The 23,872-nt window shown below is 61.1% G+C and carries 21 protein-coding genes; 5 read left to right on the forward strand and 16 right to left on the reverse strand.

What is annotated here, in order from left to right; translation table 11 throughout:
• Positions 1-26: 26 nt before the first annotated feature.
• The 6 genes from GIV26_RS11145 to GIV26_RS11170 form a co-directional block, all read right to left on the reverse strand.
• Positions 27-1,268, reverse strand: coding sequence for an SfnB family sulfur acquisition oxidoreductase (locus tag GIV26_RS11145; protein ID WP_236280513.1), 1,242 nt, complete (start codon positions 1,266-1,268; stop codon positions 27-29).
• Positions 1,269-1,453: 185 nt separating this feature from the next.
• Entirely contained in the window at positions 1,454-2,242 is a 789-nt protein-coding gene (locus GIV26_RS11150) for a hypothetical protein (protein WP_054896661.1), read from the reverse strand.
• Positions 2,243-2,613: 371 nt separating this feature from the next.
• Positions 2,614-3,360, reverse strand: a complete 747-nt coding sequence (tcyN, locus tag GIV26_RS11155) for an L-cystine ABC transporter ATP-binding protein TcyN (protein WP_014716461.1) — start codon at positions 3,358-3,360, stop codon at positions 2,614-2,616.
• Between the two features lie 3 nt (positions 3,361-3,363).
• The gene (gene tcyL, locus GIV26_RS11160) at positions 3,364-4,029 is read right to left on the reverse strand and encodes a cystine ABC transporter permease (RefSeq protein WP_003187646.1); all 666 of its coding nucleotides are present in this window, start codon (positions 4,027-4,029) and stop codon (positions 3,364-3,366) included.
• Positions 4,029-4,823, reverse strand: coding sequence for a cystine ABC transporter substrate-binding protein (gene tcyJ, locus GIV26_RS11165; protein ID WP_014716462.1), 795 nt, complete (start codon positions 4,821-4,823; stop codon positions 4,029-4,031). Before tcyJ ends, tcyL begins: the two co-directional genes overlap by 1 nt.
• Before the next feature lie 189 nt (positions 4,824-5,012).
• Complete coding sequence (locus GIV26_RS11170; RefSeq protein ID WP_034125487.1) at positions 5,013-6,008, reverse strand: D-cysteine desulfhydrase; 996 nt, start codon at positions 6,006-6,008, stop codon at positions 5,013-5,015.
• Between the two features lie 166 nt (positions 6,009-6,174).
• Between GIV26_RS11170 and epsC the strand changes: the two genes are divergently transcribed.
• From epsC to mgrA, 3 genes are all read left to right on the forward strand, one after another.
• Positions 6,175-7,101, forward strand: coding sequence for a serine O-acetyltransferase EpsC (gene epsC / locus GIV26_RS11175; RefSeq protein ID WP_014716464.1), 927 nt, complete (start codon positions 6,175-6,177; stop codon positions 7,099-7,101).
• 399 nt (positions 7,102-7,500) lie between these two features.
• Positions 7,501-9,462 carry a choline transporter BetT gene (betT, locus tag GIV26_RS11180; protein WP_167514232.1) on the forward strand — a complete coding sequence of 654 codons (1,962 nt, stop codon included), beginning with the start codon at positions 7,501-7,503 and terminating at the stop codon, positions 9,460-9,462.
• Positions 9,463-9,589: 127 nt separating this feature from the next.
• Complete coding sequence (gene mgrA, locus GIV26_RS11185) at positions 9,590-10,627, forward strand: L-glyceraldehyde 3-phosphate reductase (RefSeq protein ID WP_034125489.1); 1,038 nt, start codon at positions 9,590-9,592, stop codon at positions 10,625-10,627.
• A gap of 139 nt (positions 10,628-10,766) precedes the next feature.
• Here the strand turns inward: mgrA and tauD are convergent, their stop codons facing one another.
• From tauD to GIV26_RS11220, 7 genes are all read right to left on the reverse strand, one after another.
• Entirely contained in the window at positions 10,767-11,603 is an 837-nt protein-coding gene (gene tauD / locus GIV26_RS11190; RefSeq protein ID WP_236280516.1) for a taurine dioxygenase, read from the reverse strand.
• A gap of 14 nt (positions 11,604-11,617) precedes the next feature.
• Positions 11,618-12,454 (reverse strand): taurine ABC transporter permease TauC, encoded by an 837-nt coding sequence (gene tauC / locus GIV26_RS11195; RefSeq protein WP_236280518.1) that lies wholly within the window; start codon positions 12,452-12,454, stop codon positions 11,618-11,620.
• Positions 12,451-13,230: a taurine ABC transporter ATP-binding subunit gene (tauB, locus tag GIV26_RS11200; RefSeq protein WP_054896655.1), complete on the reverse strand. Its 780-nt coding sequence runs from the start codon at positions 13,228-13,230 to the stop codon at positions 12,451-12,453. The genes tauC and tauB overlap by 4 nt, the downstream gene beginning before the upstream one ends.
• Before the next feature lie 17 nt (positions 13,231-13,247).
• Complete coding sequence (tauA, locus tag GIV26_RS11205; RefSeq protein ID WP_034125493.1) at positions 13,248-14,225, reverse strand: taurine ABC transporter substrate-binding protein; 978 nt, start codon at positions 14,223-14,225, stop codon at positions 13,248-13,250.
• 258 nt (positions 14,226-14,483) lie between these two features.
• Positions 14,484-16,067 (reverse strand): glutamate--cysteine ligase, encoded by a 1,584-nt coding sequence (gshA, locus tag GIV26_RS11210; RefSeq protein WP_054920278.1) that lies wholly within the window; start codon positions 16,065-16,067, stop codon positions 14,484-14,486.
• A gap of 214 nt (positions 16,068-16,281) precedes the next feature.
• Complete coding sequence (locus GIV26_RS11215) at positions 16,282-16,665, reverse strand: PaaI family thioesterase (protein ID WP_181124525.1); 384 nt, start codon at positions 16,663-16,665, stop codon at positions 16,282-16,284.
• Positions 16,665-18,989 carry a Tex family protein gene (locus GIV26_RS11220; RefSeq protein WP_054896653.1) on the reverse strand — a complete coding sequence of 775 codons (2,325 nt, stop codon included), beginning with the start codon at positions 18,987-18,989 and terminating at the stop codon, positions 16,665-16,667. Before GIV26_RS11220 ends, GIV26_RS11215 begins: the two co-directional genes overlap by 1 nt.
• Positions 18,990-19,346: 357 nt before the next feature.
• Between GIV26_RS11220 and ompR the strand changes: the two genes are divergently transcribed.
• Together ompR and GIV26_RS11230 are read left to right on the forward strand one after the other, a co-directional pair.
• Complete coding sequence (ompR, locus tag GIV26_RS11225) at positions 19,347-20,087, forward strand: osmolarity response regulator transcription factor OmpR (RefSeq protein ID WP_003187669.1); 741 nt, start codon at positions 19,347-19,349, stop codon at positions 20,085-20,087.
• Between the two features lie 117 nt (positions 20,088-20,204).
• The gene (locus GIV26_RS11230; protein ID WP_003187671.1) at positions 20,205-21,518 is read left to right on the forward strand and encodes an ATP-binding protein; all 1,314 of its coding nucleotides are present in this window, start codon (positions 20,205-20,207) and stop codon (positions 21,516-21,518) included.
• A 140-nt stretch (positions 21,519-21,658) separates the two neighbouring features.
• On the opposite strand, the gene rimK is transcribed toward GIV26_RS11230, so the two are convergent.
• Genes rimK through rimA form a run of 3 tightly spaced genes read right to left on the reverse strand, consistent with a single transcriptional unit; the run spans position 21,659 to position 23,836 of the window.
• Entirely contained in the window at positions 21,659-22,564 is a 906-nt protein-coding gene (gene rimK / locus GIV26_RS11235) for a 30S ribosomal protein S6--L-glutamate ligase (protein WP_003187674.1), read from the reverse strand.
• The gene (gene rimB / locus GIV26_RS11240) at positions 22,561-23,043 is read right to left on the reverse strand and encodes a retropepsin-like aspartic endopeptidase RimB (RefSeq protein WP_003187676.1); all 483 of its coding nucleotides are present in this window, start codon (positions 23,041-23,043) and stop codon (positions 22,561-22,563) included. The genes rimK and rimB overlap by 4 nt, the downstream gene beginning before the upstream one ends.
• Positions 23,044-23,056: 13 nt before the next feature.
• Positions 23,057-23,836, reverse strand: coding sequence for a S6 modification regulatory phosphodiesterase RimA (gene rimA, locus GIV26_RS11245; RefSeq protein ID WP_060764953.1), 780 nt, complete (start codon positions 23,834-23,836; stop codon positions 23,057-23,059).
• Positions 23,837-23,872 lie beyond the last annotated feature (36 nt).

Below are 23,872 nucleotides of genomic sequence, written 5' to 3' on the forward strand. Positions count from 1 at the left end.
GCTCGTGGAAAAAGTGTTCTGGTTGGTTAAATCCACGAATGACGAGCCGGCAAGGTGCCGTTGAGCCGATAGGCGCCGATGGCGTGGTACTTCCAGCGCACCGGGTCGTGCAGGGTGTGCACCCGGGCGTTGCGCCAGTGACGGTCAAGGTTGAATTCGGCCAGGGTGGCGCGGCTGCCGGCCAGTTCAAAGAGCTTCTCGGTGACTTGTAACGCCACTTCGGTGGTCAGCACCTTGGCCTCGGCCACGGCAATCGAGGCGTGGGCGGCGGACTGCGCGGTGATCGGCGCAGCGCTGACCTGGTCAAGCACCTGGCCGGCCTTGCGCAGCAGGGCTTCGGCGGCGTGCAGTTCGATCTTCAACTTGCCGATATCAGCGATCACATACAGGTCGTCGCTGGCCCGTTCGACCTTGGCGTCGATCCACGGGCGTGAGCGTTCACGCACGAAGGCAATGGCATCGTCGAGGGCGCCTCGGGCGATGCCAGCGTCGATGGCGGCCTGGATCAGCTGCGACACGGCCCCCTGGATATTCGGGCTCTCGCCCAGGCGCCAGTTGTCGATGACCAGTTCCGGCTCCACGGCCACGCGATCAAGCAAGACGGTGCCGCTGGCGGTGGTGCGTTGGCCAAAGCCCGACCAGTCATCGACGATGCGCAGACCCTCGCTGCCGCGACGCACAAAGGCCATGACCTGCTTGCCGTCATCGTTCAGGGCCTTGATTGCCACCCAGTGAGCGAACAGGGCGCCGGTGGAGTAGAACTTCTGGCCGCTGACCACGTACCCATCACCTTCGGCCGTAAGGCGTGCCTTGAGCTCCAGGGTATTTTTGGTGCCGCGTTCCGGGCCGCCGTTGCCGATGCGCCAGCCGTCGAGCACGCTCTGGAACAGCTGCTTTTTCTGACGCTCGGTCGCGGTGCCCTGCAATACGTGCAAGATGCCGAAATGGTTCTGCGGGATCTGCCCGAGTGCCGGGTCGGCTGCGCTGATGATCGCGAAGACTTCGGCCAGGGTCACAAACGACACCTGTGGGCCGCCGTATTCACGGGGAATGGAAATACTGCCCAAGCCGCTACGGGTGAACTGTTCGAGCTGCGCCCAGGGCAGTTTGCGTTGCTGGTCGCGCTGGGCGGCGTGCAGGCGTGCAGCCTGGGCCAGTTCGCGGGCTGCACTCAGTGCCTGAGCGTCGTTGCGCAACACCGTGGCGGGCAACAGCAGGGGGGCTACGTCCAGATCACTCTGGGGGGGTGTTAGAGCCAAGTTAGACATCAGCGCCGCTCCTTGGCTGCACGCAATGCCCTGGCGTTGCGCACCGGGGTAATTCTGACCATACCGACCTCGCATTCAATGAAATAAACAGAAAAATCAGGAATGTCCGGTGGTCCGGTGCATATACCCTAAGCGTGTTAATTATTTAAATAAACTAACTTTTAGGAATATGCATAGAAGGGCTGTCACCCCGGTTCACAGGGTGAACCGAAGCGACGCGGTTGATAGCCCGGTGCGGGCGAGGCAGGGCGGGGCGGTGTGCAGGCGGCGATGCGCAGCGTGCGGGCGGGCGCCCAGCGGGAGTTGTTACCCACGCGGTCGAGAATGCAGTAGGTGACTTCCAACCGGCAGTCGTCGCCGGCTTCGACAATCACGTGGGGCGGCACCCACACCTGCACCGCCAGGCCGACGCTGTTGGCTTGGATGCGGGGCAGGTCCAAGCGTACATCGCCCCAGCGCAACGTAATGGCATCGCCCGTGCTCATGTTCAGGTAAGGCTCGATGGTCAGCGGAATGCCACGCCTTACCTGGCTGCTGTTGACGCCGTGGCGGCGAATCGTCTCGGGCAAGTTCACGGGCGCCAGATTCTGGTTTTCAGTGTCGCCTTCAGGGTTCAGGCGCGGCGAAGGCTGACCGCCCGGATAGCTGGTCTTGACCCGCACCAGCGTCACCGCCGAGCGCATCGGGCCATGGCCGATCTGCAAGACCTGGTAATGGACGCGTGCCGGTCCGTCCTGCACAAAGCTCTGCGGTACGCATAAGTGGGTACACGTGCCGATCCTGCAGGCCGTCACCTTGCGCGAGGCGGCGAAGCAGTTGTTCCAGAACAGTTCGATCAGGTCGCCTTCTTCCATGCTCGGGTAGGGTGAAATATCGACCTGCAAGTGGGCGGAGGCCAGGGCGCTGATGCCGTTTCCAATAGCCTGGGGAAGCCTTGGGGCACTGAGCGTGGCCGGGGTTTGAGTGTGTGTCATAAGTAATCTCCTTGATGCAGCCAGCAGCAATCGTTCCGAAACCTGGACGCACAGGCGCAAGGGGGTTCGAAAGGCACGATTCAGTCAGTAGCCGGGATAGGATCCAATCCTTAAGGCGCTAGATAAGAGGGTTGGCCAAGGAGCGTCAATGGAGGCAAAGGGCTAAACGGCGGGTTTGGCGAGATTCAGACGGGTCTGACGGGGAGGGGGATTTTAAGGCGCTTGCGACGGGGGCTTTTACACGCTCAACCTGCAACCCTTTGTAGGAGCGAGCTTGCTCGCGAAGAACGCCCAGGCAACTCGGTCAATCTGATTCACCGCGTTATCGTTAACGTTCTTCGCGAGCAAGCTCGCTCCTACACTGGGAGGCGTCAGTGGGCGAGGAATTTGCTCAGGAACTGCTTGGTACGTTCTTCCCTGGGGTTGGCAAACAGCGCCTTGGCTTCGCCCTGTTCGACGATCACGCCCTTGTCGAAAAAGATCACCCGGTTGGCCACATCACGGGCAAAGCTCATCTCGTGGGTGACGATGACCATGGTGCGGTTTTCTTCGGCCAGGCTGCGAATGGTCGCCAGGACTTCGCCCACCAGTTCCGGGTCGAGGGCCGAGGTGGGTTCGTCGAACAGGATCACCTCCGGCTCCATGGCCAATGCGCGGGCAATCGCCACACGCTGTTGCTGGCCGCCGGACAGGCGCCGCGGGTACGACGCTTCCTTGCCCGCCAGGCCGACCCTTGCCAACAGCTTGCGCCCCAGTTCGGCCGCCGCTTCCCGTGGCATCTTCTTGACCACAATCGGGCCTTCGATGACGTTTTCCAGCGCGGTGCGGTGGGGGAACAGGTTGAAGTTCTGGAACACAAAGCCCACATGCTGGCGCAGGCGCCGCACCAGGCCCTGTTGCTGGTTGAGCGGCCTGCTGCTGTCGATCTCGATGTCACCCACCTTGATACGGCCGCTGGTGGGTTCTTCGAGGAAGTTCAGGCAGCGCAGGAAGGTGGTCTTGCCCGAACCGCTGGGGCCGATGATGGCGACCACTTCGCCTTCCTTGACCTCAAGGTCGATGCCGTTGAGTACCACCTGGCCGTTGAATTGCTTGGTCAGTTTTTCAACCACGATCATGCTTCAAGACTCCAGGTCATGCCGGTTGACCCGGTCTTCCAGACGATTTTGCAGATGCGCCAGGATGCTCGCCAGGATCCAGTAGATCAGGGCCGCGGACAGATACATGGTGAAAATTTCGAAGGTACGTGCCGACACCAGTTGGGCCTGGCGGAACAGCTCGGGCACCTGGATGGTGGCGGCCAGCGCCGTGTCCTTGACCAGTGAAATAAAGCTGTTACCCAAAGGCGGCAACGCCGTGCGCATCGCCTGGGGCAGGATGGCCCTGCGCAACGTCTGCGCACGGGTCATACCGATACTGGCAGCAGCTTCCCACTGGCCACGCTCGATGGAGGCGATGGCGGCCCGCAGGATTTCACACGCATAGGCAGCCATGTTCAGCGAAAAGCCGATCATGGCGGCCGGGATCGGGTCCAGCTCGATGCCCACTTGCGGCAAGCCGTAGTAGATCAGGAACAGCTGCACCAGCAACGGCGTGCCGCGAAAGAACGACACGTAGACCCGGGCGGTCCAGCTCAAGAGCTTGAAGCGCGAGAGGCGCATCAAGGCCAGGCCGAAGCCCAGCAGCAGGCCGAAAAACATCCCGCCCAGGCTGAGGATTACCGTGTAGTACGCGCCCTTGAGCAGAAAGGGCGCGGAGTCCAGCGCGAGTTGGAAACCTGCTTCCATTATTGCGTGACGTCAGCGTTGAAGTACTTCTCGGACAGCGTCTTCAACGTGCCGTCGGCGCGCAGTTTGTCCAGAGCCTTGTTCACCGCATCGAGCAGCTCGGGCTCACCTTTGCGCAGGGCGATACCGGATTCCTGACGGGAGAAGGCGTCGCCGGCAGCGGCGGTGTCGGGGGCTTTCTTGGCGTATTCCAGGGCGGCCAGGCGGTCGATCAGGATGGCGTCGATACGGCCGATGCGCAGGTCCTGGAACTTGGTCGGGTCGTCGTTGTAGGTCTTGATAATGGCTTTTGGTTGGTTGTCCTTGAGCCATTGTTCGTAGTTGGTGCCCAGGCCCACACCGACTTTCTTGCCGGCCAGGTCGTCGGCTTTCTTGATCGAGTCGACGTTCTTTTTCAGCACCAGCGCCTGGATGCCGGACACGGTGTAAGGCTTGGAGAAGTCATACTTTTTCTTGCGCTCTTCGGAGATGGTCACCTGGTTGACCACGGCGTCCAGGCGCTTGGATTCCAGCGCGGCGAGGATGCCGTCCCAAGGGGTGGCTTGCAGCTTGACCTTGACGCCCAGCTCCTTGGCCAGCGCCTCGGACAGTTCCACTTCGAAACCGCTGAGTTTGCCGCTTTCATCGACAAAGCTGAACGGCGGGTAGGTGCCTTCCAGGCCGATCTTGATCTCGCCGGCCTTCTTGATGGTGTTCAATTGCTCGCCGGCAACCGCCTGGCCCAACCAGCCAGCGCCAAGCGCGAGGCCCAAAGTGCCAACCAACAGCGTGCGACGAAATGCAGAAATAGTCATGGAGAGCCCCTGTGTTTTTTATGGTGAGCGAAGCAGGTGACGCGGTAGTCGTATCCTGCCCTAAAGCGCGAAGCGCGTCTTCGCCTTCGGCGCGATGATAAGGTGGGTTTTTAAGTCTTGAAAATAATAAAAATACAATTTCATATTCTTTTTAGAAATATGTACACCTCCCACATCGACAGTATTCAATCAGTTGAATACTGAGTCATAGGCAAACAATGCCGGCGCGCCACCGGTATGCAGGAAAATGATCGGCCCCTCTTCAAAGCGCTGGCGCCCGATGCCGTCGAGCAAACCGGCCATGGCCTTGCCGGTATACACCGGGTCCAGCAACAGACCTTCCTGGCTGGCCAAAAGTTTGATCGCCGAGAGGGTGCCAGCGTTTGGCTCGCCATACCGCGGCCCGAAATACTCGTCCCACAGGGTGACCTTGAAGGCGTCGGGGATAGCCACACCGAGCAACTCGGCAGTGCGTTCGGCCAGGCCCTGCACTTTCGGGAATTGCGCTTGCTCGGAGCGCGACACCGTGATGCCGATCACTGGCAGCTGCGGCAGTGCTTCGCTCAAGGCCAGGGCCAGGCCGCTGTGGGTACCCGCACTGCCAGAGGCGAGCACCACGGCGGCGAATTGAATGCCGCTGTCTTCAATTTGCGCGGCCAACTCCAGCCCGGCGCGCACGTAGCCCAGCGCGCCGAGTGCATTGGAACCGCCAATAGGCACCAGGTACGGCTTCTTGCCGTTACTGCGCAGGCGGTCGGCGAGGGCGTTGAGTTGGTCGTCGGCGTTGTCGAGGTTTTCCACCAGCTCCACTTTGGCGTCGAACAGCTCCAGCAGCAGGCGATTGCCGTTGCCCAGGTAGTTGGGGTCGTCGGTGCCGGTAGGGTTTTCCAGCAGGGCAACACAGCCCAGGCCAAGCCTGGCGGCGAGCGCGGCGGTCTGGCGCACATGGTTAGACTGGATCGCGCCGGCGGTGACCAGGGTGTCGGCGCCCTGGGCGATGGCGTCGGCGGCCAGGTATTCGAGTTTGCGCAGCTTGTTGCCGCCCATGGCCAGCGGCGTGGTGTCATCGCGTTTGACGTAGATGTCCCTGCCCAGCCAAGCCGACAGCCGCTCGAGTTTTTCCAGGGCCGTGGCACTGCCCAGTAGTTCCAGACGGTTAAAACGGTCGAGCTGTTGTTTGATCATGGTTACGCACGGTGGCTGAGTGATTGGGGGACTATAGGCAGGCACTTTTCATCGGGCAACCGTCAATCGCTTATGACGAAATGTTCTTATGCTCACACCATTGGTTCTTAAGAGCTGCCTGGGTGCATACCGTAAAGTGATGGCCATTTCGTCAGGAGTGAATACCGTGAGTGAGCGTTCCAGTCATTGGCAATTGCAGACCATCGTCAGCCAACTGCGCGGCGCCCGCGACCAGTGGCGAACGCGCAATGGGCGCTTGAGTGGCGAGCATGGTGGCCGCGAGTTGCCGTCCCGCGAGGCGGTGGCACAGATTCTTGAGGCCTTGTGCGGCGCCCTGTTTCCGATGCGCCTGGGCCCGGCGGACCTGCGCGAAGAAAGCGAAGACTTCTACGTGGGCCATACCCTCGACGTCGCGCTCAACGCCTTGCTCGCCCAGGCGCGCCTGGAGTTGCGCTATGCCGCGCGCCAGAGCGGTGAGGACGACAGCGAAGTCAACGCCCACGCCATTCGCCTGATCCAGGATTTCGCCCTGGCGTTGCCATCCTTGCGCAGCCTGCTGGACACCGACGTACTGGCCGCCTACCACGGCGACCCGGCCGCACGCAGTGTGGATGAGGTGCTGTTGTGCTACCCGGGCATCCTGGCGGTGATCCACCACCGCCTGGCCCACCACCTGTACCGCGCCGGCCTGCCGTTGCTGGCGCGGATCAGTGCGGAAATCGCCCACTCGGCCACCGGCATTGATATCCACCCCGGCGCACAGATCGGCCCGAGTTTCTTTATCGACCACGGCACAGGCGTGGTGATTGGCGAGACCGCGATCATCGGCGAGCGGGTGCGCATCTACCAGGCCGTGACATTGGGCGCCAAACGCTTTCCGGCGGATGAAGATGGGCAATTGCAGAAAGGCCACCCGCGTCACCCTATTGTTGAAGATGATGTGGTGATTTACGCCGGGGCGACGATCCTGGGGCGGATCACCATTGGCCAGGGTTCGACCATCGGCGGCAATGTGTGGCTGACCCGCAGCGTGCCGGCCGGGGCGAATATCACCCAGGCGAATTTGCAGCATGATGATGGGGCGCAGAAGTAATACCTGAGTCAAACGCCGGTCAGTGTGGGAGCTGGCTTGCCTGCGATAGCGGTGTATCAGTCAACAGATGGGTGGCTGACCCAGCGCTATCGCACGCAAGCCAGCTCCCACATTTCGTATGTATTTCACCGTCGGGTTGCTGAACGATTCGTCTCCTTCACGCGTCATACCAATCCCTGAGCTAGTGTAGGAAACACCTACCACTCAGCCCTGCGATTAGTCCCAGACCGCCTATTCATGTTTAACTTGAACGTTCGTTCAAGTTAAACCGGTGGTTCGCTGCCCGCTCACAACAGGAGGCTTACCTTTGCTGAGTCCGTTTTTTACAGCCATATCCCGCAACCTTGAGGTGCATCGTTCATGAGTGCATCGTCCACCCCTTCCAGCGGCATGGTGCGCATGAATGCGCCCGTTTTCTATTTTGCCGCGACCGTCATCCTGCTGTTCGGCATCACGGTCATCGCTATCCCGCAACAGGCCGGTGCCTGGCTGCTGGCGGCGCAAAACTGGGCGGCCAATACGGTCGGCTGGTACTACATGCTGGCGATGACGCTGTATCTGGTCTTCGTGGTGGTCACCGCGCTATCGGGCTACGGCAAGATAAAACTCGGTGCCGACCACGACGAGCCCGAATTCAGTTACCTGTCCTGGGCTGGCATGTTGTTCGCCGCCGGGATCAGCATCACGCTGTTTTTCTTTTGCGTCTCGGAGCCGTTGACGCACTTGGTGCAGCCGCCCCAGGGCGAAGCAATGAACGCCGATGCGGCGCGCCAGGCCATGCAGGTGTTGTTCCTGCACTGGGGCCTGCATGGCTGGGGCGTGTTCGCGTTTGTCGGCATGGCCCTGGCTTATTTCGCCTACCGGCATAACCTGCCGCTGGCGTTGCGCTCGGCGCTGTACCCGCTGATCGGCAAGCGCATCAATGGCCCTATCGGTTACGCGGTGGATGGCTTTGGCATCATTGCCACGGTGTTCGGCCTGGGCGCCGACATGGGCTTTGGCGTACTGCACCTCAACTCTGGCCTGGACTACCTGTTTGGCATTGCCCATACCCAGTGGATCCAGGTGGGCCTGATCACCCTGATGATGGGCGCGGCGATCATCGTGGCCGTGGCCGGCGTCGACAAGGGCGTGCGGGTGATGTCCGACATCAACATGCTGCTGGCCTGTGCGCTGCTGCTGTTCGTGTTGTTCGCCGGGCCTACCCAGCACCTGCTCAACACCTTGATCCAGAACATCGGTGACTATCTGGGGGCGCTGCCCACCAAGAGTTTTGATGTGTACGCCTACAACAAGCCGAGCGACTGGCTGGGCGGCTGGACGGTGTTCTACTGGGCCTGGTGGATCGCATGGTCGCCGTTCGTGGGCCTGTTTATCGCGCGCATTTCCCGTGGCCGCACCATCCGCGAATTCGTGTTTGGCGTGCTGCTGATTCCGCTGGGCTTCACCCTGGCGTGGATGTCGATCTTCGGTAACAGCGCCATCGATCAGGTGCTCAACCATGGCATGGCCGCACTGGGCCAGTCGGCGATCGATGACCCATCGATGAGCCTCTACCTGCTGCTGGAAACCTACCCGTGGAGCAAGACGGTGATCGCGGTCACGGTGTTCATCAGCTTTGTGTTCTTCGTGACCTCGGCTGACTCCGGCACTGTGGTGTTGTCCACCCTCTCGTCCAAAGGCGGCAACGCGGATGAAGACGGGCCGAAGTGGCTGCGTGTGTTCTGGGGCGCGATGACCGCCCTGGTCACCAGTGCGTTGCTGTTCGCCGGCAGTATCGACTCGCTCAAGTCTGCGGTGGTACTGACCTCGCTGCCGTTCTCGCTGATCCTGCTGCTGATGATGTGGGGGCTGCACAAGGCGTTCTACCTGGAGTCGCAAAAGCAGATCGCGCAGTTGCATTCCCTGGCACCGATCTCCGCTTCGCGCAAAGGCCGAGGCGGCTGGCGCCAGCGTTTGAGCCAGGCGGTGCATTTCCCATCCCGCGATGAGGTATACCGTTTCCTCGACACCACGGTGCGCCCGGCGATTGAGGAAGTGACCGCAGTGTTTGTCGAGAAGGGCCTTACGGTGGTGACCCAGCCCGACCCGTCCAACGACAGCGTCAGCCTCGAAATCGGCCATGGTGAAGAACGTCCGTTCATCTACCAGGTGCAGATGCGTGGCTATTTCACACCGTCGTTCGCCTTGGGCGGCATTGGCAAGAAAGAGATCAACAACCGCCGCTACTATCGGGCCGAAGTGCATTTGAGTGAGGGCAGCCAGGACTATGACCTGGTGGGCTACACCAAGGAGCAGATCATCAATGACATCCTCGACCAGTACGAGCGCCATCTGCAGTTCTTGCACATGGTGCGCTGATAGCGTTCCTCTCAAGTAGGTCTTTGCTGTAAAAGGAAGAGGCAGACTTAAGCGATTCAGCTGCTTAAAAGGCCCGGGAATATGCCTATTCCCGGGCCTTATTTGCCCTAGATCAAGAGAGGATTCGATGACGTACATTGCTGCCGAAAACCGCTATGAATCTATTCCTTATCGCCGCGTAGGCCGCAGTGGACTGGTGCTGCCGGCACTGTCCCTGGGGTTGTGGCACAACTTTGGTGACAGCACCCCGATCGACACCCAGCGCGCATTGCTGCGCACGGCGTTCGACCTGGGTATCAACCACTTCGACCTGGCCAACAACTACGGCCCGCCCTACGGCAGCGCCGAGATCAATTTCGGTCGGTTGCTGCGCGAAGACTTCAAGCACTATCGCGACGAGTTGATCATCTCCAGCAAAGCCGGGTGGGACATGTGGCCCGGCCCTTACGGCCAGGGTGGCGGGTCGCGTAAATACGTATTGGCGAGCCTGGACCAGAGCCTGCAACGCCTGGGCGTCGATTATGTGGATATTTTCTACTCGCACCGCTTCGACCCCGACACGCCCCTGGAAGAGACCGCCAGCGCCCTGGCCACTGCCGTGCAACAAGGCAAGGCGTTGTACATCGGTATCTCGTCTTACTCCGGGGTTAAAACCCGCGAAATCGCAGCGTTGCTCAACGAGTGGAAAGTGCCGTTGTTGATCCACCAGCCGGCCTACAACCTGCTCAACCGTTGGGTGGAAAAAGACCTACTGGACACCACTGAAGAACTCGGCGCCGGGGTGATCGCCTTCACGCCGCTGGCCCAGGGTTTGTTGACCGATAAATACCTCAACGGGGTACCGGCCGATGCGCGGGTCAATCGTCCGGGTGGTGGCTCGTTGCAGGCCCAGCACCTGTCCGAAGCCAACATCGCCCATGTACGCGGCCTGAACGAAATCGCCAAGCGCCGTGGCCAGAGCCTGGCCCAGTTGGCGCTGGCGTGGACGTTACGTGATCCACGGGTAACCAGTGCGCTGATCGGCGCAAGCCGGCCGGAGCAGATTATCGAGAACGTCGGGGCGTTGAAGAACTTGAGCTTCAGTGCTGAAGAACTGGCGGAGATTGATCGGTTTGCGCAGGAAGGTGGGATCAACCTGTGGGAAAAGCCATCCACCGCTGAATAACCTTACACCACTGGGTGATCGTTCCCACGCTCTGCGTGGGAATGCAGCCCGGACGCTCGGCGTCCGCTCTAAAGTCGTGACGCAGAGCATCACAGGAGGCATTCCCACGCAGAGCGTGGGAACGATCTGTCGCCAAGCGTCAGAACGGCACATCCCCAAGAATCGTCGCCCGGTGCATCACCCGCCGCTGCGGCCGGTAGTCATCCACAGCGTAATGCTGGGTGACGCGGTTATCCCAGAACGCCACGTCATTTTCCAGCCAGCGCCAGCGGATGGTGAATTCCGGGCGGGTGGCGTGGGCGAACAGCAGCTTGAGAATGGCCTCGCTTTCGGCCGGTTCCAGTTCATTTATTCGGGTGGTGAAGCCGTCGCTGACGAATAGCGATTTACGTCCACTCACCGGATGCGTGCGCACGACTGGGTGCGATAGCGGCGGGTTTTTCTTGCGAGTTGCCTCCCAGCGCACCATGTCCTCGGCGGTGTTGCCAAAGCGCTCCAGCGGGAACGACTTGGTGAAGTCGTGTGTGGCGGTGATGCCATCGAGCAAGCGCTTTAGCGGTTCAGACAGTGCTTCATAAGCCGCAATCCCACTGGCCCACAAGGTATCGCCGCCGAACGCGGGCAACAGCTTGGCGCTGAGCACTGCGCCCAGAGCAGGCGTGGGCAGGAACGTCACGTCGGTATGCCACACCGCGTTATCACGCACATCCGTGACGGCGGTGTCGAGGATCAGCACTTCGGGCTGTTCCGGCACGTTGGGGTAGATCGGGTGGATGTGCAGGTCGCCAAAGTTTGCCGCGAACCGTGCCTGTTGTGCAGGGGTGATCGGCTGGTCACGGAAGAACAGCACCGAATAGTCGAGCAACGCCTGTTCAATGGCGTCGCGCTGTTCGGGAGTCAGCGGCTGGGTGATATCGACGCCGCCGATCTGGGCGCCCAGGGCGGAGCTTAATGGGGTAACGGTCAGGCTGCTCATTGTGGGTTCTTCACTCAGTGTGCCTGGCCATGCCAGGGCACTAATTTACGCTGCAGGGCGCGCAGGCCCATTTCCATGGCGAAGGCGATCAGGGCGATGACCAGGATGCCCAGCACCACCACATCAGTGACCAGAAACTGCGCCGCCGACTGCACCATAAAGCCCAGGCCGCTGGTGGCGGCAATCAACTCGGCCGCCACCAAGGTCGACCAGCCCACGCCCAGGCCGATGCGCACACCGGTGAGGATATCGGGCAGGGCGCTGGGCAGGATCACATGGCGAATCAGTTGCGCGCGGCTGGCGCCCAACGACTGCGCAGCGCGTAATTTGGCCGGGTCGACGGTGCGCACCCCAGTGGCGGTGGCGATGGCAATCGGGGCGAAGATAGCGAGGTAGATCAGCAGCACCTTGGACAGCTCGCCAATGCCGCACCAGATCACGATCAACGGCAGGTAGGCCAGGGGCGGAATCGGCCGGTAGAACTCGATCAGCGGATCGAGAATGCCACGGGCAATACGGTTGGCACCGATGGCGATCCCCACCGGCACGGCGGTCAGTACTGCAAAGCTCAGGCCCAGGCCGATGCGACTGAGGCTCGCGCCCAGGTGCTGCCACAAAGTGGAATCCATGTAGCCGGTGGTTGCCAGCAGCCAGCCTTTTTGCAACACGGCGGACGGTGGTGGCAGGAACAAAGGTTCGATCAAACCGGTGGCGGTCACCGCCCACCACAGGGCCAGCAAGGCCGCCAGGGTCAGCAGGCTGATCCAGCGCGTGCTCAGGCGACGGCGCAGCGGGATCACGGGATGTGTCGCAGGCTCGGTGGCCGTGGCGGGAAGTTCGTAACTGCTCATGCGTACACCTGCCGTTGGGAGAACACTTTGCCCAGCACATGCTCACGGGTTTCGATAAAGCGCGGGTCGGATTTGATTGCGCGGGCTGATTCACCGGCGGCGTAACGTTGGCCGAAATCCAGCTGCAGGCGTTCGACGATCTGGCCGGGGTTGGGCGCCAGCAAGATCAAGTCGGTGGCCAGAAACACCGCTTCTTCAATGTCGTGGGTAATCAGGAATACCGGCTTGGCCGTGCGCCGCCACACTTGCAGCAGCAACTCCTGCATCTGTTCACGGGTGAAGGCATCCAGGGCGCCGAAGGGTTCGTCCATCAGCAGTACACGCGGGTCGGCCGCCAGCGCACGCGCCAGGCCGACGCGTTGCTTCTGGCCACCGGAGAGTTGCCAGATGCGGCGGTTGTCGAAACCGGCCAGGTCCACCAGCGCGAGCATTTCACGCGCCCGCACGTCGCGCTGCGCCTTGGGCACGCCGGCCAGTTCCAGGCCGAAAGCCACATTGGCCAGCACGTCCTGCCAGGGCAGCAGGGCATCGTCCTGGAACACCACGCCGCGCTCGGCGCTGGGGCCTTTGACCGGCACGCCATCGAGGGTGATACGCCCGGCAGACGGTTCGACGAAGCCGGCAATCAGGTTCAACAACGAGGTCTTGCCGCTGCCGGACGGGCCCAGGGCGACCAGTAATTGCTGGGGCCCAAGCTCCAGTGAAATATCGGACAGTACCGGTTCCGGGGCGCCTGGGTACTGTGCGCTGATGCGCTCCAGTTGTAGCAAGGCCATCGCAGTGAACTCCTGAGTCAGTTGGTAATGAACTTGGCGCTGACATAAGGGGCGTAGTCGGGCAGCACGGCCTCGACCTTGCCTTGCTCCTTGAGGAACGCAGCGGTGTCGGTGACGGCCTTGGTGGTCGGTGCGCCCAGCAGCGTTACCTGGTCGGCGGCCAACGGGTAGACGTTGCCTTGCAGCAGCAACGGGATATCGCTGGCCTTGGCGCCGGAGAGTTTCACCAGTTTGTCGACGTTGCCGGAATCGGCGAGCCAGGCTTGTGGGTCTTTGCGGTAGGCGGCGTAGGCATCCAGAGTGACCTTGGCGAAGGCGGTGACAATCTCTGGGTGCTTCTCGGCGAAGTCCTTGCGCACGATCCAGGCATCGAACGTCGGCGCGCCGAACTTGGCCAGCTCCCCGGAGGTGATCAGCACCTTGCCGGTTTCCTTGGCCACGCCCAGGGCTGGGTCCCAGACATAGGTGGCGTCGATATCACCGCGCTTCCAGGCGGCAATGATGGCCGGCGGGGCGAGGTTGAGAATGGTGACTTTGGCCGGGTCGATGTTCCAGTGTTTAAGGGCGGCGAGCAGGCTGTAGTGGCCGGTGGAAACGAAGGGCACAGCGATTTTTTTGCCGACCAGGTCCTGAGGGCTGTTGATCCCCGAACCGTTACGCGCCACCAGGGCTTCGGCGCCGCCGATCTGGGTGGCGACGAGGAAGGTTTGCACCGGGACTTTACGGGTTATCGCGGCGGTGAGCGGGCTGGAACCGAGGTAGCCGATCTGCACGTCGCCGGACGCGATGGCAGCGATGATGTCGGCGCCATTGTCGAATTTGCGCCAGTCGATCTTGGCGTTGGTGGCTTTTTCATAGGCGCCGTCGGCTTGGGCGACTTTGGCCGGGTCCACGGTGGTCTGATACGCAATGGTCACGTCCGCCGCCTGGGCAAACAGGCTGGCACCGGCCAGGGACAATGCGGCCAACAGGCGCAGAGGGGTCAGCAGTTTCAAAGGGAAGCTCCTCAATCAGGCGGCCGAGAGTCGGCGTGAGAGGAGACTAAATGATCTAAGAATTCGAAAATAAATAACTTTTTCGAATTAGCTTATGAGGGTAAATGGCGAAGCCTGTTTTCAGGCTGGCAGAATAATGTGGGAGCTGGCTTGCCGCGATAGCGGTGTATCAGTCAACAGGTGGGTTGCTGACCCACCGATATCGCAGGCAAGCCAGCTCCCACACAAGCCAGCTCCCACAGGGGAGCGAGCCTGAGGTTAGTTGCTGATGGCGAGGATGCTTGCCTGGTACGAACCGACAAACACATCGAAATCGCCTACTTCGTTCTGCTCCAGCTCTGCCTGTTGCGCCAGCGACGCACGGGCCAGTTCTTCAAAGTGCGCTTGTTCCTCAGGCGCCAAAGGTTCTTTGCGGAAGTATTCGGCATGGACTTCGCTTTGATGCAGGGAGAACTGCGCAAAGCTTTCCTTGCGCTCAGCCATGGCTGCCAACACCTGGGCCGACGGCGTCAGGGACGGGTCCTTGACCTTGGCCAACTGGGCGTCCAATGCCTCGCTGTGCTCGGTGATGCCATGGCTCTGATCGAGCAGGGCGGCCAGCGGGGCAATCTTCTCCAGCAACTCGGCCGCCCACTCCTTCATGTCCACCGGCTGGCCGTCACGCTGCAATTGCAGGCCCGGACGGCGGCCTTCCTTGACCACGCTGAGGAAGTTGGAGGTGGCGTTGCCGCACTCGTTGTTGGCGAACAATGGGCTGTCGTTCAGCGCGCAGTACAGCAGGAATGCGTCGAGGAACCGCGACTCTGGCAGGTCGATACCCATCGGCAGGAACGGGTTGATGTCCAGGCAGCGTACTTCGATGTACTGGATGCCGCGCGCCATCAACGCCTGGATCGGCCGCTCGCCGGTGTAGGTCACGCGCTTGGGACGGATGTTGGAGTAGTACTCGTTTTCGATCTGCAGGATGTTGGTATTGAGCTGCACCCACTCGCCATCCTTGTGCGTGCCGACTTCGACATATGGCGCGTAGGGTGTTGCCACCGCTTCGCGCAGGCTGTCGGTGTAGCTGGCCAAATCGTTGTAGCACGGCGTCAGGCCGGCCTGGGCGTTGCTCTGGTAACCCAGGTCGCTCATGCGCAGGCTGGTGGCGTAGGGCAGGTACAGGGTGTCGGCATCCAGGACTTCAAGCTGATGCGAGCGTCCGCGCAGGAAGCCGGCATCCAGGGCTGGCGAGGCACCGAACAGGTACATCAACAGCCAGCTGTAACGACGGAAATTACGGATCAGCGCGATGTAGGCCGTGGATTGATAGTCACGGTCGGTGCCGACAAACCCTTCTGTTTCCTTGAGCAACGGCCACAACGCTTCCGGCAGGGAAAAGTTGTAGTGGATGCCGGCGATGCACTGCATGGTCTTGCCGTAACGCAGGGCCAGGCCCTTGCGGTACACGTACTTGAGCTGGCCGATGTTGGAGGTGCCGTAGTAGGCAATCGGAATATCTTCCTCGGCCGGCAACGGGCACGGCATCGAGGGGCTCCACAGGTATTCGCTGCCCAGCTTGGTGTAGGCAAAGCGATGGATCTTGTCCAGGCTGCTCAGAGTATCGGCCGGGTTCGGCAGGGCAGGGGTGATGAACTCCAGCAGCGATTCCGAGTAGTCGGTGGTGATCTGTTCATTGGTCAGCGCGGCGCCCAGGGCTTCGGGGTGCGGCGTTTGCGCCAGTCGACCTTCGTTGGTGACGCGCAGGCATTCGCGCTCGATGCCGTGCAAGCATTGCTCTAGCAGGGAGAGGTGTTCGCGCTTGCCGAGCAGGGCCAGGCGGCGGTTGAGAAGTTCGCTCAAGTTGGATTCCTTCACGCGTCAGTCGCCCCAATATGGGGGTGGGCAGGACGGTCTACAAGGGTGAAGTTGAAACTGGCGTGATCGCCTGGTTTTGAGTCGATTTGACCCGCTCTGAATCTGCCGACTTCACTCCATGAATTGGGCTACAGCGCAGCGAGAAAATTCCGACGCTGTTATCGCAGCGCCGAAATTAACTCAAATCGGGGGTGGGGAGCTATAGGACAGCGAACGTGCCCTGTGCTTTTGCGACAAGTCTTTCGCTCTGATACACGTCGGCCTCGACCACCAGGGTGCGGCGACCGGCGTGGATCACCCGGCTGGTGCACAGCACCTCACCGTCTTCCACAGCGCGAATATAGTTGATCTTGCATTCGATGGTGGCGCTCTGCTGGTCGAAACCATGGGCGCTGGAACAGGCCAGGCCCATGGTTATATCCACCAGGCTGAAAATCGCCCCGCCATGGAGCTTGCCCGCGCGGTTGCGCAGGTGCGGCTCCAGGGTCAGGGCCACGTCGGCAACGCCTTCTTCCAGGCGTTGCAGGCGGCAGCCGATCAGTTCGCTGAATGCGCTCTGGGTCAAACCGGCGGGAATTTCCATCAGCGCTTCTTCAACTGTTTAGCGTTGGCAAACAGCGACGCCATGGCGTTGTTGCTTGGCGCGGCGGTGGTGGTTTCCTTGCGCGGGGCGTTGTTCTGCGACTGGCGCGGCGCCGAACCGGGGCGAGCGCCACGGGCACCGTCGATTTTTTCGCCGGGGGTATCGCTCATGCGCATCGACAGGCCGACGCGTTTGCGTGGGATGTCGACTTCCATGACCTTGACCTTGACCACGTCACCGGCTTTCACCGCTTCACGTGGGTCCTTGATGAACTTCTCCGAAAGCGCGGAGATATGCACCAAACCGTCCTGATGCACGCCGATGTCCACGAACGCGCCGAAGTTGGTCACGTTGGTCACCACGCCTTCGAGGATCATGCCCGGTTGCAGGTCCTTGAGGTCTTCGACACCGTCCTGGAACTCGGCGGTCTTGAACTCGGGACGTGGGTCGCGGCCAGGCTTTTCCAGCTCTTGCAGAATGTCGGTGATGGTCGGCACACCGAAGGTTTCGTCGGTGTACTTCTTCGGGTCCAGGCGCTTGAGGAACGCGGCATCACCAATCAACGAACGGATATCGCGGTCGGTCTCGGCGGCAATGCGTTGCACCAGCGGGTAGGCCTCCGGGTGAACTGCCGAGGCGTCCAGGGGGTTATCGCCGTTCATGACGCGCAGGAAGCCGGCCGCTTGTTCAAAGGTTTTTTCACCCAGGCGTGCGACTTTTTTCAGCGCAGCACGGGTTTTGAACGCGCCATTTTCGTCGCGATGGCTGACGATGTTCTGCGCCAGGGTCGCGTTAAGGCCCGAGATTCGCGCCAGCAGTGCCACCGAAGCGGTGTTCACGTCTACGCCCACGGCGTTTACGCAGTCTTCCACCACCGCATCCAGGCCGCGTGCCAGTTTTAGCTGCGATACGTCGTGCTGGTACTGGCCGACGCCGATGGATTTAGGGTCGATCTTCACCAGTTCGGCCAGCGGGTCTTGCAGGCGACGAGCGATGGACACCGCGCCACGGATCGACACGTCAAGGTCCGGGAACTCCTTGGAGGCCAGCTCCGAAGCCGAGTACACCGAAGCGCCTGCTTCGGAGACCATGACCTTGGTCATCTTCATGGCTGGGTATTTTTTGATCAGCTCGGCGGCCAGCTTGTCGGTTTCGCGGCTGGCGGTGCCGTTGCCGATGGCGATCAGGTCCACCGCGTGCTTGGCGCACAAGGCGGCCAGGATCGCCAGGGTCTGGTCCCACTTGTTGTGCGGTACGTGTGGGTAAACGGTAGCGTGGTCCAGCAGCTTGCCGGTGGCGTCGACCACCGCGACCTTGCAACCGGTGCGCAGGCCCGGGTCGAGGCCCAGGGTGGCACGCGGGCCAGCCGGTGCGGCCAACAGCAGGTCGTGCAGGTTATGGGCGAACACGTTGATCGCTTCGGTTTCGGCGCCGTCGCGCAACTCGCCCAGCAGGTCGGTTTCCAGGTGAGTGTAGAGCTTGACCTTCCAGGTCCAGCGCACCACTTCGCCGAGCCACTTGTCTGCCGGGCGGTTCTGGTTCTGGATGCCGAATTGTTGACCGATCATGCCTTCGCACGGGTGCATGGTGCCCGGCAGCTCGTCACCGACTTTCAGCGCGGAGCTGAGAATGCCTTCGTTACGGCCGCGGAAAATCGCCAGGGCGCGGTGGGACGGCATGCTTTTGAGCGGCTCGTCGTGTTCGAAGTAGTCGCGGAACTTGGCGCCTTCTTCCTCTTTGCCGGCGATGACGCGGGCGCTGAGGATGGCTTCCTGCTTGAGGTAGGTACGCAGTTTTTCCAGGAGGCTGGCGTTTTCGGCGAAGCGCTCCATCAGGATGTACTTGGCGCCTTCGAGGGCGGCCTTGACGTCGGCGACGCCTTTTTCCGCGTCGATGAAGCGCGCGGCTTCGGTTTCCGGGGTCAACGATGGGTCGTTGAACAAGCCATCGGCCAAATCACCCAGGCCGGCCTCCAGGGCGATCTGGCCCTTTGTACGACGTTTCTGTTTGTACGGCAGGTAAAGGTCTTCGAGGCGGGTCTTGGTGTCCGCGAGTTTGATGTCGCGTTCCAGTTGCGGGGTCAACTTGCCCTGTTCCTCGATGCTGGCGAGGATGCTGATACGCCGTTCGTCGAGTTCTCGCAGGTAGCGCAGGCGCTCTTCCAGGTGACGCAGTTGGGTGTCGTCGAGGCTGCCGGTCACTTCTTTTCGGTAACGGGCGATGAAGGGCACGGTGGAGCCTTCATCCAGTAGAGCGACGGCCGCTTCGACCTGTTGTGGGCGTACACCGAGTTCCTCGGCGATGCGGCTGTTGATGCTGTCCATAAAACCACCTGAAATTCTTAAAATCAGCGCGCCGGCCCGTAAAAACAAGGCTCGGCGAGGCTGGTTGAGCGGCCCGACTGGCGCCGCTGCCTGGGTCAAGAGGCTGGCTATTGACCCTCGAAATCGAAAAATTCACGACAAGCGGGTAAAAAAAGCCCGGCAGCAAACGGTAACGATCTGACGTTGCCCTGCACGGAGGCGCCGCATTATAACCAGCGTTCTGCCCTTGGGGGCTACTGCGCCGCAGCTTGTAGGGCGCGGGTTCGCTGGCAGTAGATGAAAAATCTGCTAACAATGCACACGGTGCGTATAACGGCAGCTACGCCATAATGCGCGCCGAGATAAGAGGAGCATCCAATGAGCAGCACCGCACAAACTGCTGAAGGCGAAAAAATTCTCATCGTTGATGACGATCCGGGGCTGAGCAGCCTGCTGGAGCGTTTTTTCAACTCCAAGGGCTATCGTGCCCGCGCGGTGCCGAACACCGAACAGATGGATCGTCTGTTAGGGCGTGAAGTTTTCAACCTGGTCGTACTCGACCTGATGTTGCCCGGTGAAGACGGCCTCACTGCCTGCAAGCGCCTGCGCGGTGCGAACAATCAGATCCCGATCATCATGCTCACCGCCAAGGGCGATGAACTGAGCCGCATCAAGGGCCTGGAGCTGGGCGCTGATGACTACCTGGCCAAGCCGTTCAACCCCGATGAGCTGATGGCGCGGGTCAAGGCCGTGTTGCGTCGCCAGGCACCGGCGGTACCGGGTGCACCGGGCAGCGAAGACGAAAGCGTCACCTTTGGCGATTACGAATTGTCGCTGGCCACCCGTGAGCTCAAGCGCGGTGAAGAAGTGCACATGCTCACCACCGGCGAATTCGCAGTGCTCAAGGCCCTGGTGATGAACGCTCGCCAGCCGCTGACCCGTGACAAGCTGATGAACCTGGCCCGTGGCCGGGAATGGGACGCCCTCGAGCGCTCCATCGACGTGCAGATTTCCCGATTGCGCCGGATGATCGAGCCAGACCCGTCCAAGCCGCGGTATATCCAGACGGTGTGGGGTGTGGGTTATGTGTTTGTGCCGGATGGCACCGCAACCAAGTGACCGATGATTTGCAGGGGCGGGTATCCTGGCGTTTGACTCCATGAGGGGCGACGGGATGCCCGGCGTCTGCAATTCTGCGAGCGCCGCTCGTTCCTGCAAGGTGTGCAGCTTTCATCTATGAAAACCCCGCTGTGGTTCCCACAAAGTTTCTTCTCCCGCACCCTCTGGCTGGTGCTTATTGTCGTTCTGTTTTCCAAGGCGCTCACGCTGGTTTATCTGTTGATGAACGAAGACGTGCTGGTGGACCGGCAGTACAGCCATGGTGTCGCCCTGACGTTGCGTGGCTATTGGGCGGTAGACCCTGAGAACCGCGAAAAAGTAGCCAAGGCGTCGACGCTGACGCGGGTTGACGGCGCTGGTGTGCCTGAAGGCGAGCAGCATTGGCCTTACAGCGAGATCTACCAGCGCCAGATGCAGGCCGAGTTGGGTGCCGACACCGAGGTGCGGCTGCGTATGCATGTTTCGCCTGCGCTGTGGGTGCGAGCGCCAAGCCTGGGGGATGCCTGGATCAAGGTTCCGCTTTATCCGCACCCGCTGCGGGGGCAAAAAATCTGGAACGTGTTGGGCTGGTTCCTGGCCATTGGCTTGCTTTCAACGGCGTCCGCGTGGATTTTCGTCCGCCAGCTCAACCAACCCCTCAAGCGCCTGGTGTTTGCCGCTCGCCAACTGGGCCAGGGGCGCAGTGTGCGCTTGCCGGTCAGCGACACGCCCAGTGAGATGACCGAGGTGTACGGCGCCTTCAACCAGATGGCAGAAGATGTCGAACAGGCCGGGCGCGAACGCGAGTTGATGCTGGCGGGGGTGTCCCATGACTTGCGCACGCCACTGACGCGATTACGGTTGTCCCTGGAGTTGATGGGAGACCATACCGACCTCACCGATGACATGGTGCGCGACATCGAGGACATGGACGCTATTCTGGACCAGTTCCTGGCGTTCATCCGTGACGGGCGGGATGAAGTGGTCGAGGAGGTCGACCTCACCGACCTCGTGCGTGAGGTGGTTGCGCCCTATAACCAGAATGGTGAGCAGGTGCGCACGCGCCTGGAGCCGATCCAGCCGTTCGCATTACGCCGGGTGTCGATGAAGCGCCTGCTGAACAACTTGATTGGCAACGCCTTGCACCATGCCGGTTCCGATGTGGAGGTGGCGGCGTACGTATCCGGCGACAGTGCAGCACCTTACGTGGTGCTGAGCGTGATGGACCGTGGCACAGGAATCGACCCGGCGGAATTGGAAGGTATCTTCAACCCCTTCACCCGTGGTGACCGCGCCCGAGGAGGCAAGGGCACGGGGTTGGGGTTGGCGATTGTGCGGCGTATTGCGTCGATGCATGGCGGCAATGTCGAGTTGCGCAACCGTGAAGGCGGCGGGTTGGAAGCGCGGGTGCGGCTGCCGCTGGGGTTGATGCTGCCTCGAGACGCTGTCTAACAAGCAATATGAATGCAAATGTGGGAGCTGGCTTGCCTGCGATAGCGGTAGTTCATTCAACGACGATGTTGAATGTACCGGCGTCATCGTAGGCAAGCCAGCTCCCACAGTGGTTTGCGGCGTGTGGCAGATGTGGGTATTCAGCCCTTTCCCTTGGTCCGAGTCATATTCGGCCCGCCATTCTTTTCCAGATGCTGAATGATGATCCCCGCCACATCCTTACCGGTGGTGGTTTCGATCCCTTCCAGGCCAGGCGATGAGTTTACTTCCATCACCAGGGGGCCATGGTTGGAGCGCAGGATGTCCACACCCGCCACGCTCAGCCCCATCACCTTGGCCGCCCGTAGCGCGGTCATGCGCTCTTCCGGGGTGATCTTGATCAGGCTGGCGCTGCCGCCACGGTGCAGGTTGGAGCGGAACTCACCGGGCTTGGCCTGGCGCTTCATGGCTGCGATCACCTTGTCGCCCACCACGAAGCAGCGAATGTCCGCGCCGCCCGCTTCCTTGATGTACTCCTGCACCATGATGTTCTGCTTGAGGCCCATGAACGCCTCAATCACCGACTCCGCCGCCGTTGCTGTTTCACACAGCACCACCCCGATGCCCTGGGTGCCTTCCAGTACCTTGATCACCAGCGGCGCGCCATTGACCATCTCGATCAGGTCGGGAATGTCGTCCGGAGAGTGGGCAAAACCGGTGACCGGCAGACCGATGCCCCGGCGCGACAGCAGTTGCAGGGAGCGCAGCTTGTCCCGCGAGCGCGCAATGGCCACGGATTCATTCAGCGGAAACACCCCCATCATTTCAAACTGGCGCAATACCGCGCAGCCATAGAACGTCACCGAAGCGCCGATACGCGGGATTACCGCATCAAAGCCTTCCAGGGGTTTGCCCCGGTAGTGGATCTGCGGCTTGTGGCTGGCAATGTTCATGTAGGCACGCAACGTGTCGATCACCACCATTTCATGGCCACGTTCAGTGCCGGCCTCGACCAGGCGACGGGTGGAATACAGACGCGGGTTTCGCGACAGCACAGCAATCTTCATGCAGCACCTGGGGCAGAAATAGTGGAGACCGGGAACACCGGCTTGTCTTGAACGTACTTGAGGCCTGGATTGACCACCAACTGGCCGTCAATCAGCGCCTTGGAGCCCAGCAGCAGGCGGTAACGCATGGCTTTGCGACAGGCGAGGGTGAACTCCACCCGCCATACCCGATCACCCAGGGCCAGGGTAGTGCTGATCACGTAGCGCACCTGTGCATGGCCGTTGGAGCTCTTGATGGTTTTCATCGTCACCAGGGGCGCTTCACAGCGGCGGTGACGTAGTTGCACCACGCTGCCCAGATGCGCGGTAAAACGCACCCACTTTTCACCGTCGCGCTCAAAAGGCTCGATATCGGTGGCGTGCAGGCTGGAGGTGCTGGCACCGGTGTCGATCTTCGCCCGCAGGCCCGCCACTCCCAAGTCGGGAAGTGCCACCCACTCACGCAGACCCACAACGGTCAAATGGTCAAATGTCTTCAATATGGTTAACCGGTCAATTCGCCCAGGCTTGAGGAGATACCTCAGCCAACGCTTTGAATGCAGGCTTGGCGAACCAGAAGCCCTGCATCAGAAATATTCCGCAGTCGGACAGGAAGTCGCGCTCGCCGGCACTTTCGATGCCCTCGGCGATGACAGTAACCCCCAACTGCTCACAGATTGTGACAATCCCCCGGACGATCACCTGACGGACACGATCCTGATCGACATCGCGAATCAGCGCCATGTCGAGCTTGATCAAGTCAGGTTGGAAATCGGCCAGCAGGTTCAGCCCCGAATAGCCCGCGCCGAAATCGTCGATGGCGGTCTTGAAGCCGAATTCGCGGTATTCACGCAGAATATTCGTCAAATGGCGATAGTTATCTACGTGCTCGCTTTCCAGGGTCTCGAAAATCAGCCGGTCCAGCGGGAAATTGTGCGCCCGGGCGGCCTCCAGAGTGCTGCGGATACACAGCTCCGGGCGATATACGGCATTGGGCATGAAGTTGATGGAAAGGTGAGTCTGCATGCCCAGGGCTGCGGCACCGGCAATGGCCTTGGTCCGGCAGCGCTGGTCGAAGCGGTAGCGATTGGTTTCGTTGACCTGAGCCAGCACCGACAGCGCGCCTTCTCCCTGGGGACCGCGCACCAAGGCTTCGTTGGCGAAGATCGTATGGTCACGCAGATCTACGATAGGCTGGTAGGCGAACGCAAAATCGAACCCCAGAGGCTCGCTTTGCTGGCAACCCACGCACCGCTGGTTGGGCGAGGTGAGTGAGAGGGGAAAGTCGGTCACGGCGTATCCTCGCGAAAACAGGGTGCTACCTGGCGT

Origin of the sequence: Pseudomonas sp. PA-1-3F (assembly GCF_021609665.1) — a bacterium.
Taxonomy (GTDB): domain Bacteria; phylum Pseudomonadota; class Gammaproteobacteria; order Pseudomonadales; family Pseudomonadaceae; genus Aquipseudomonas; species Aquipseudomonas paracarnis.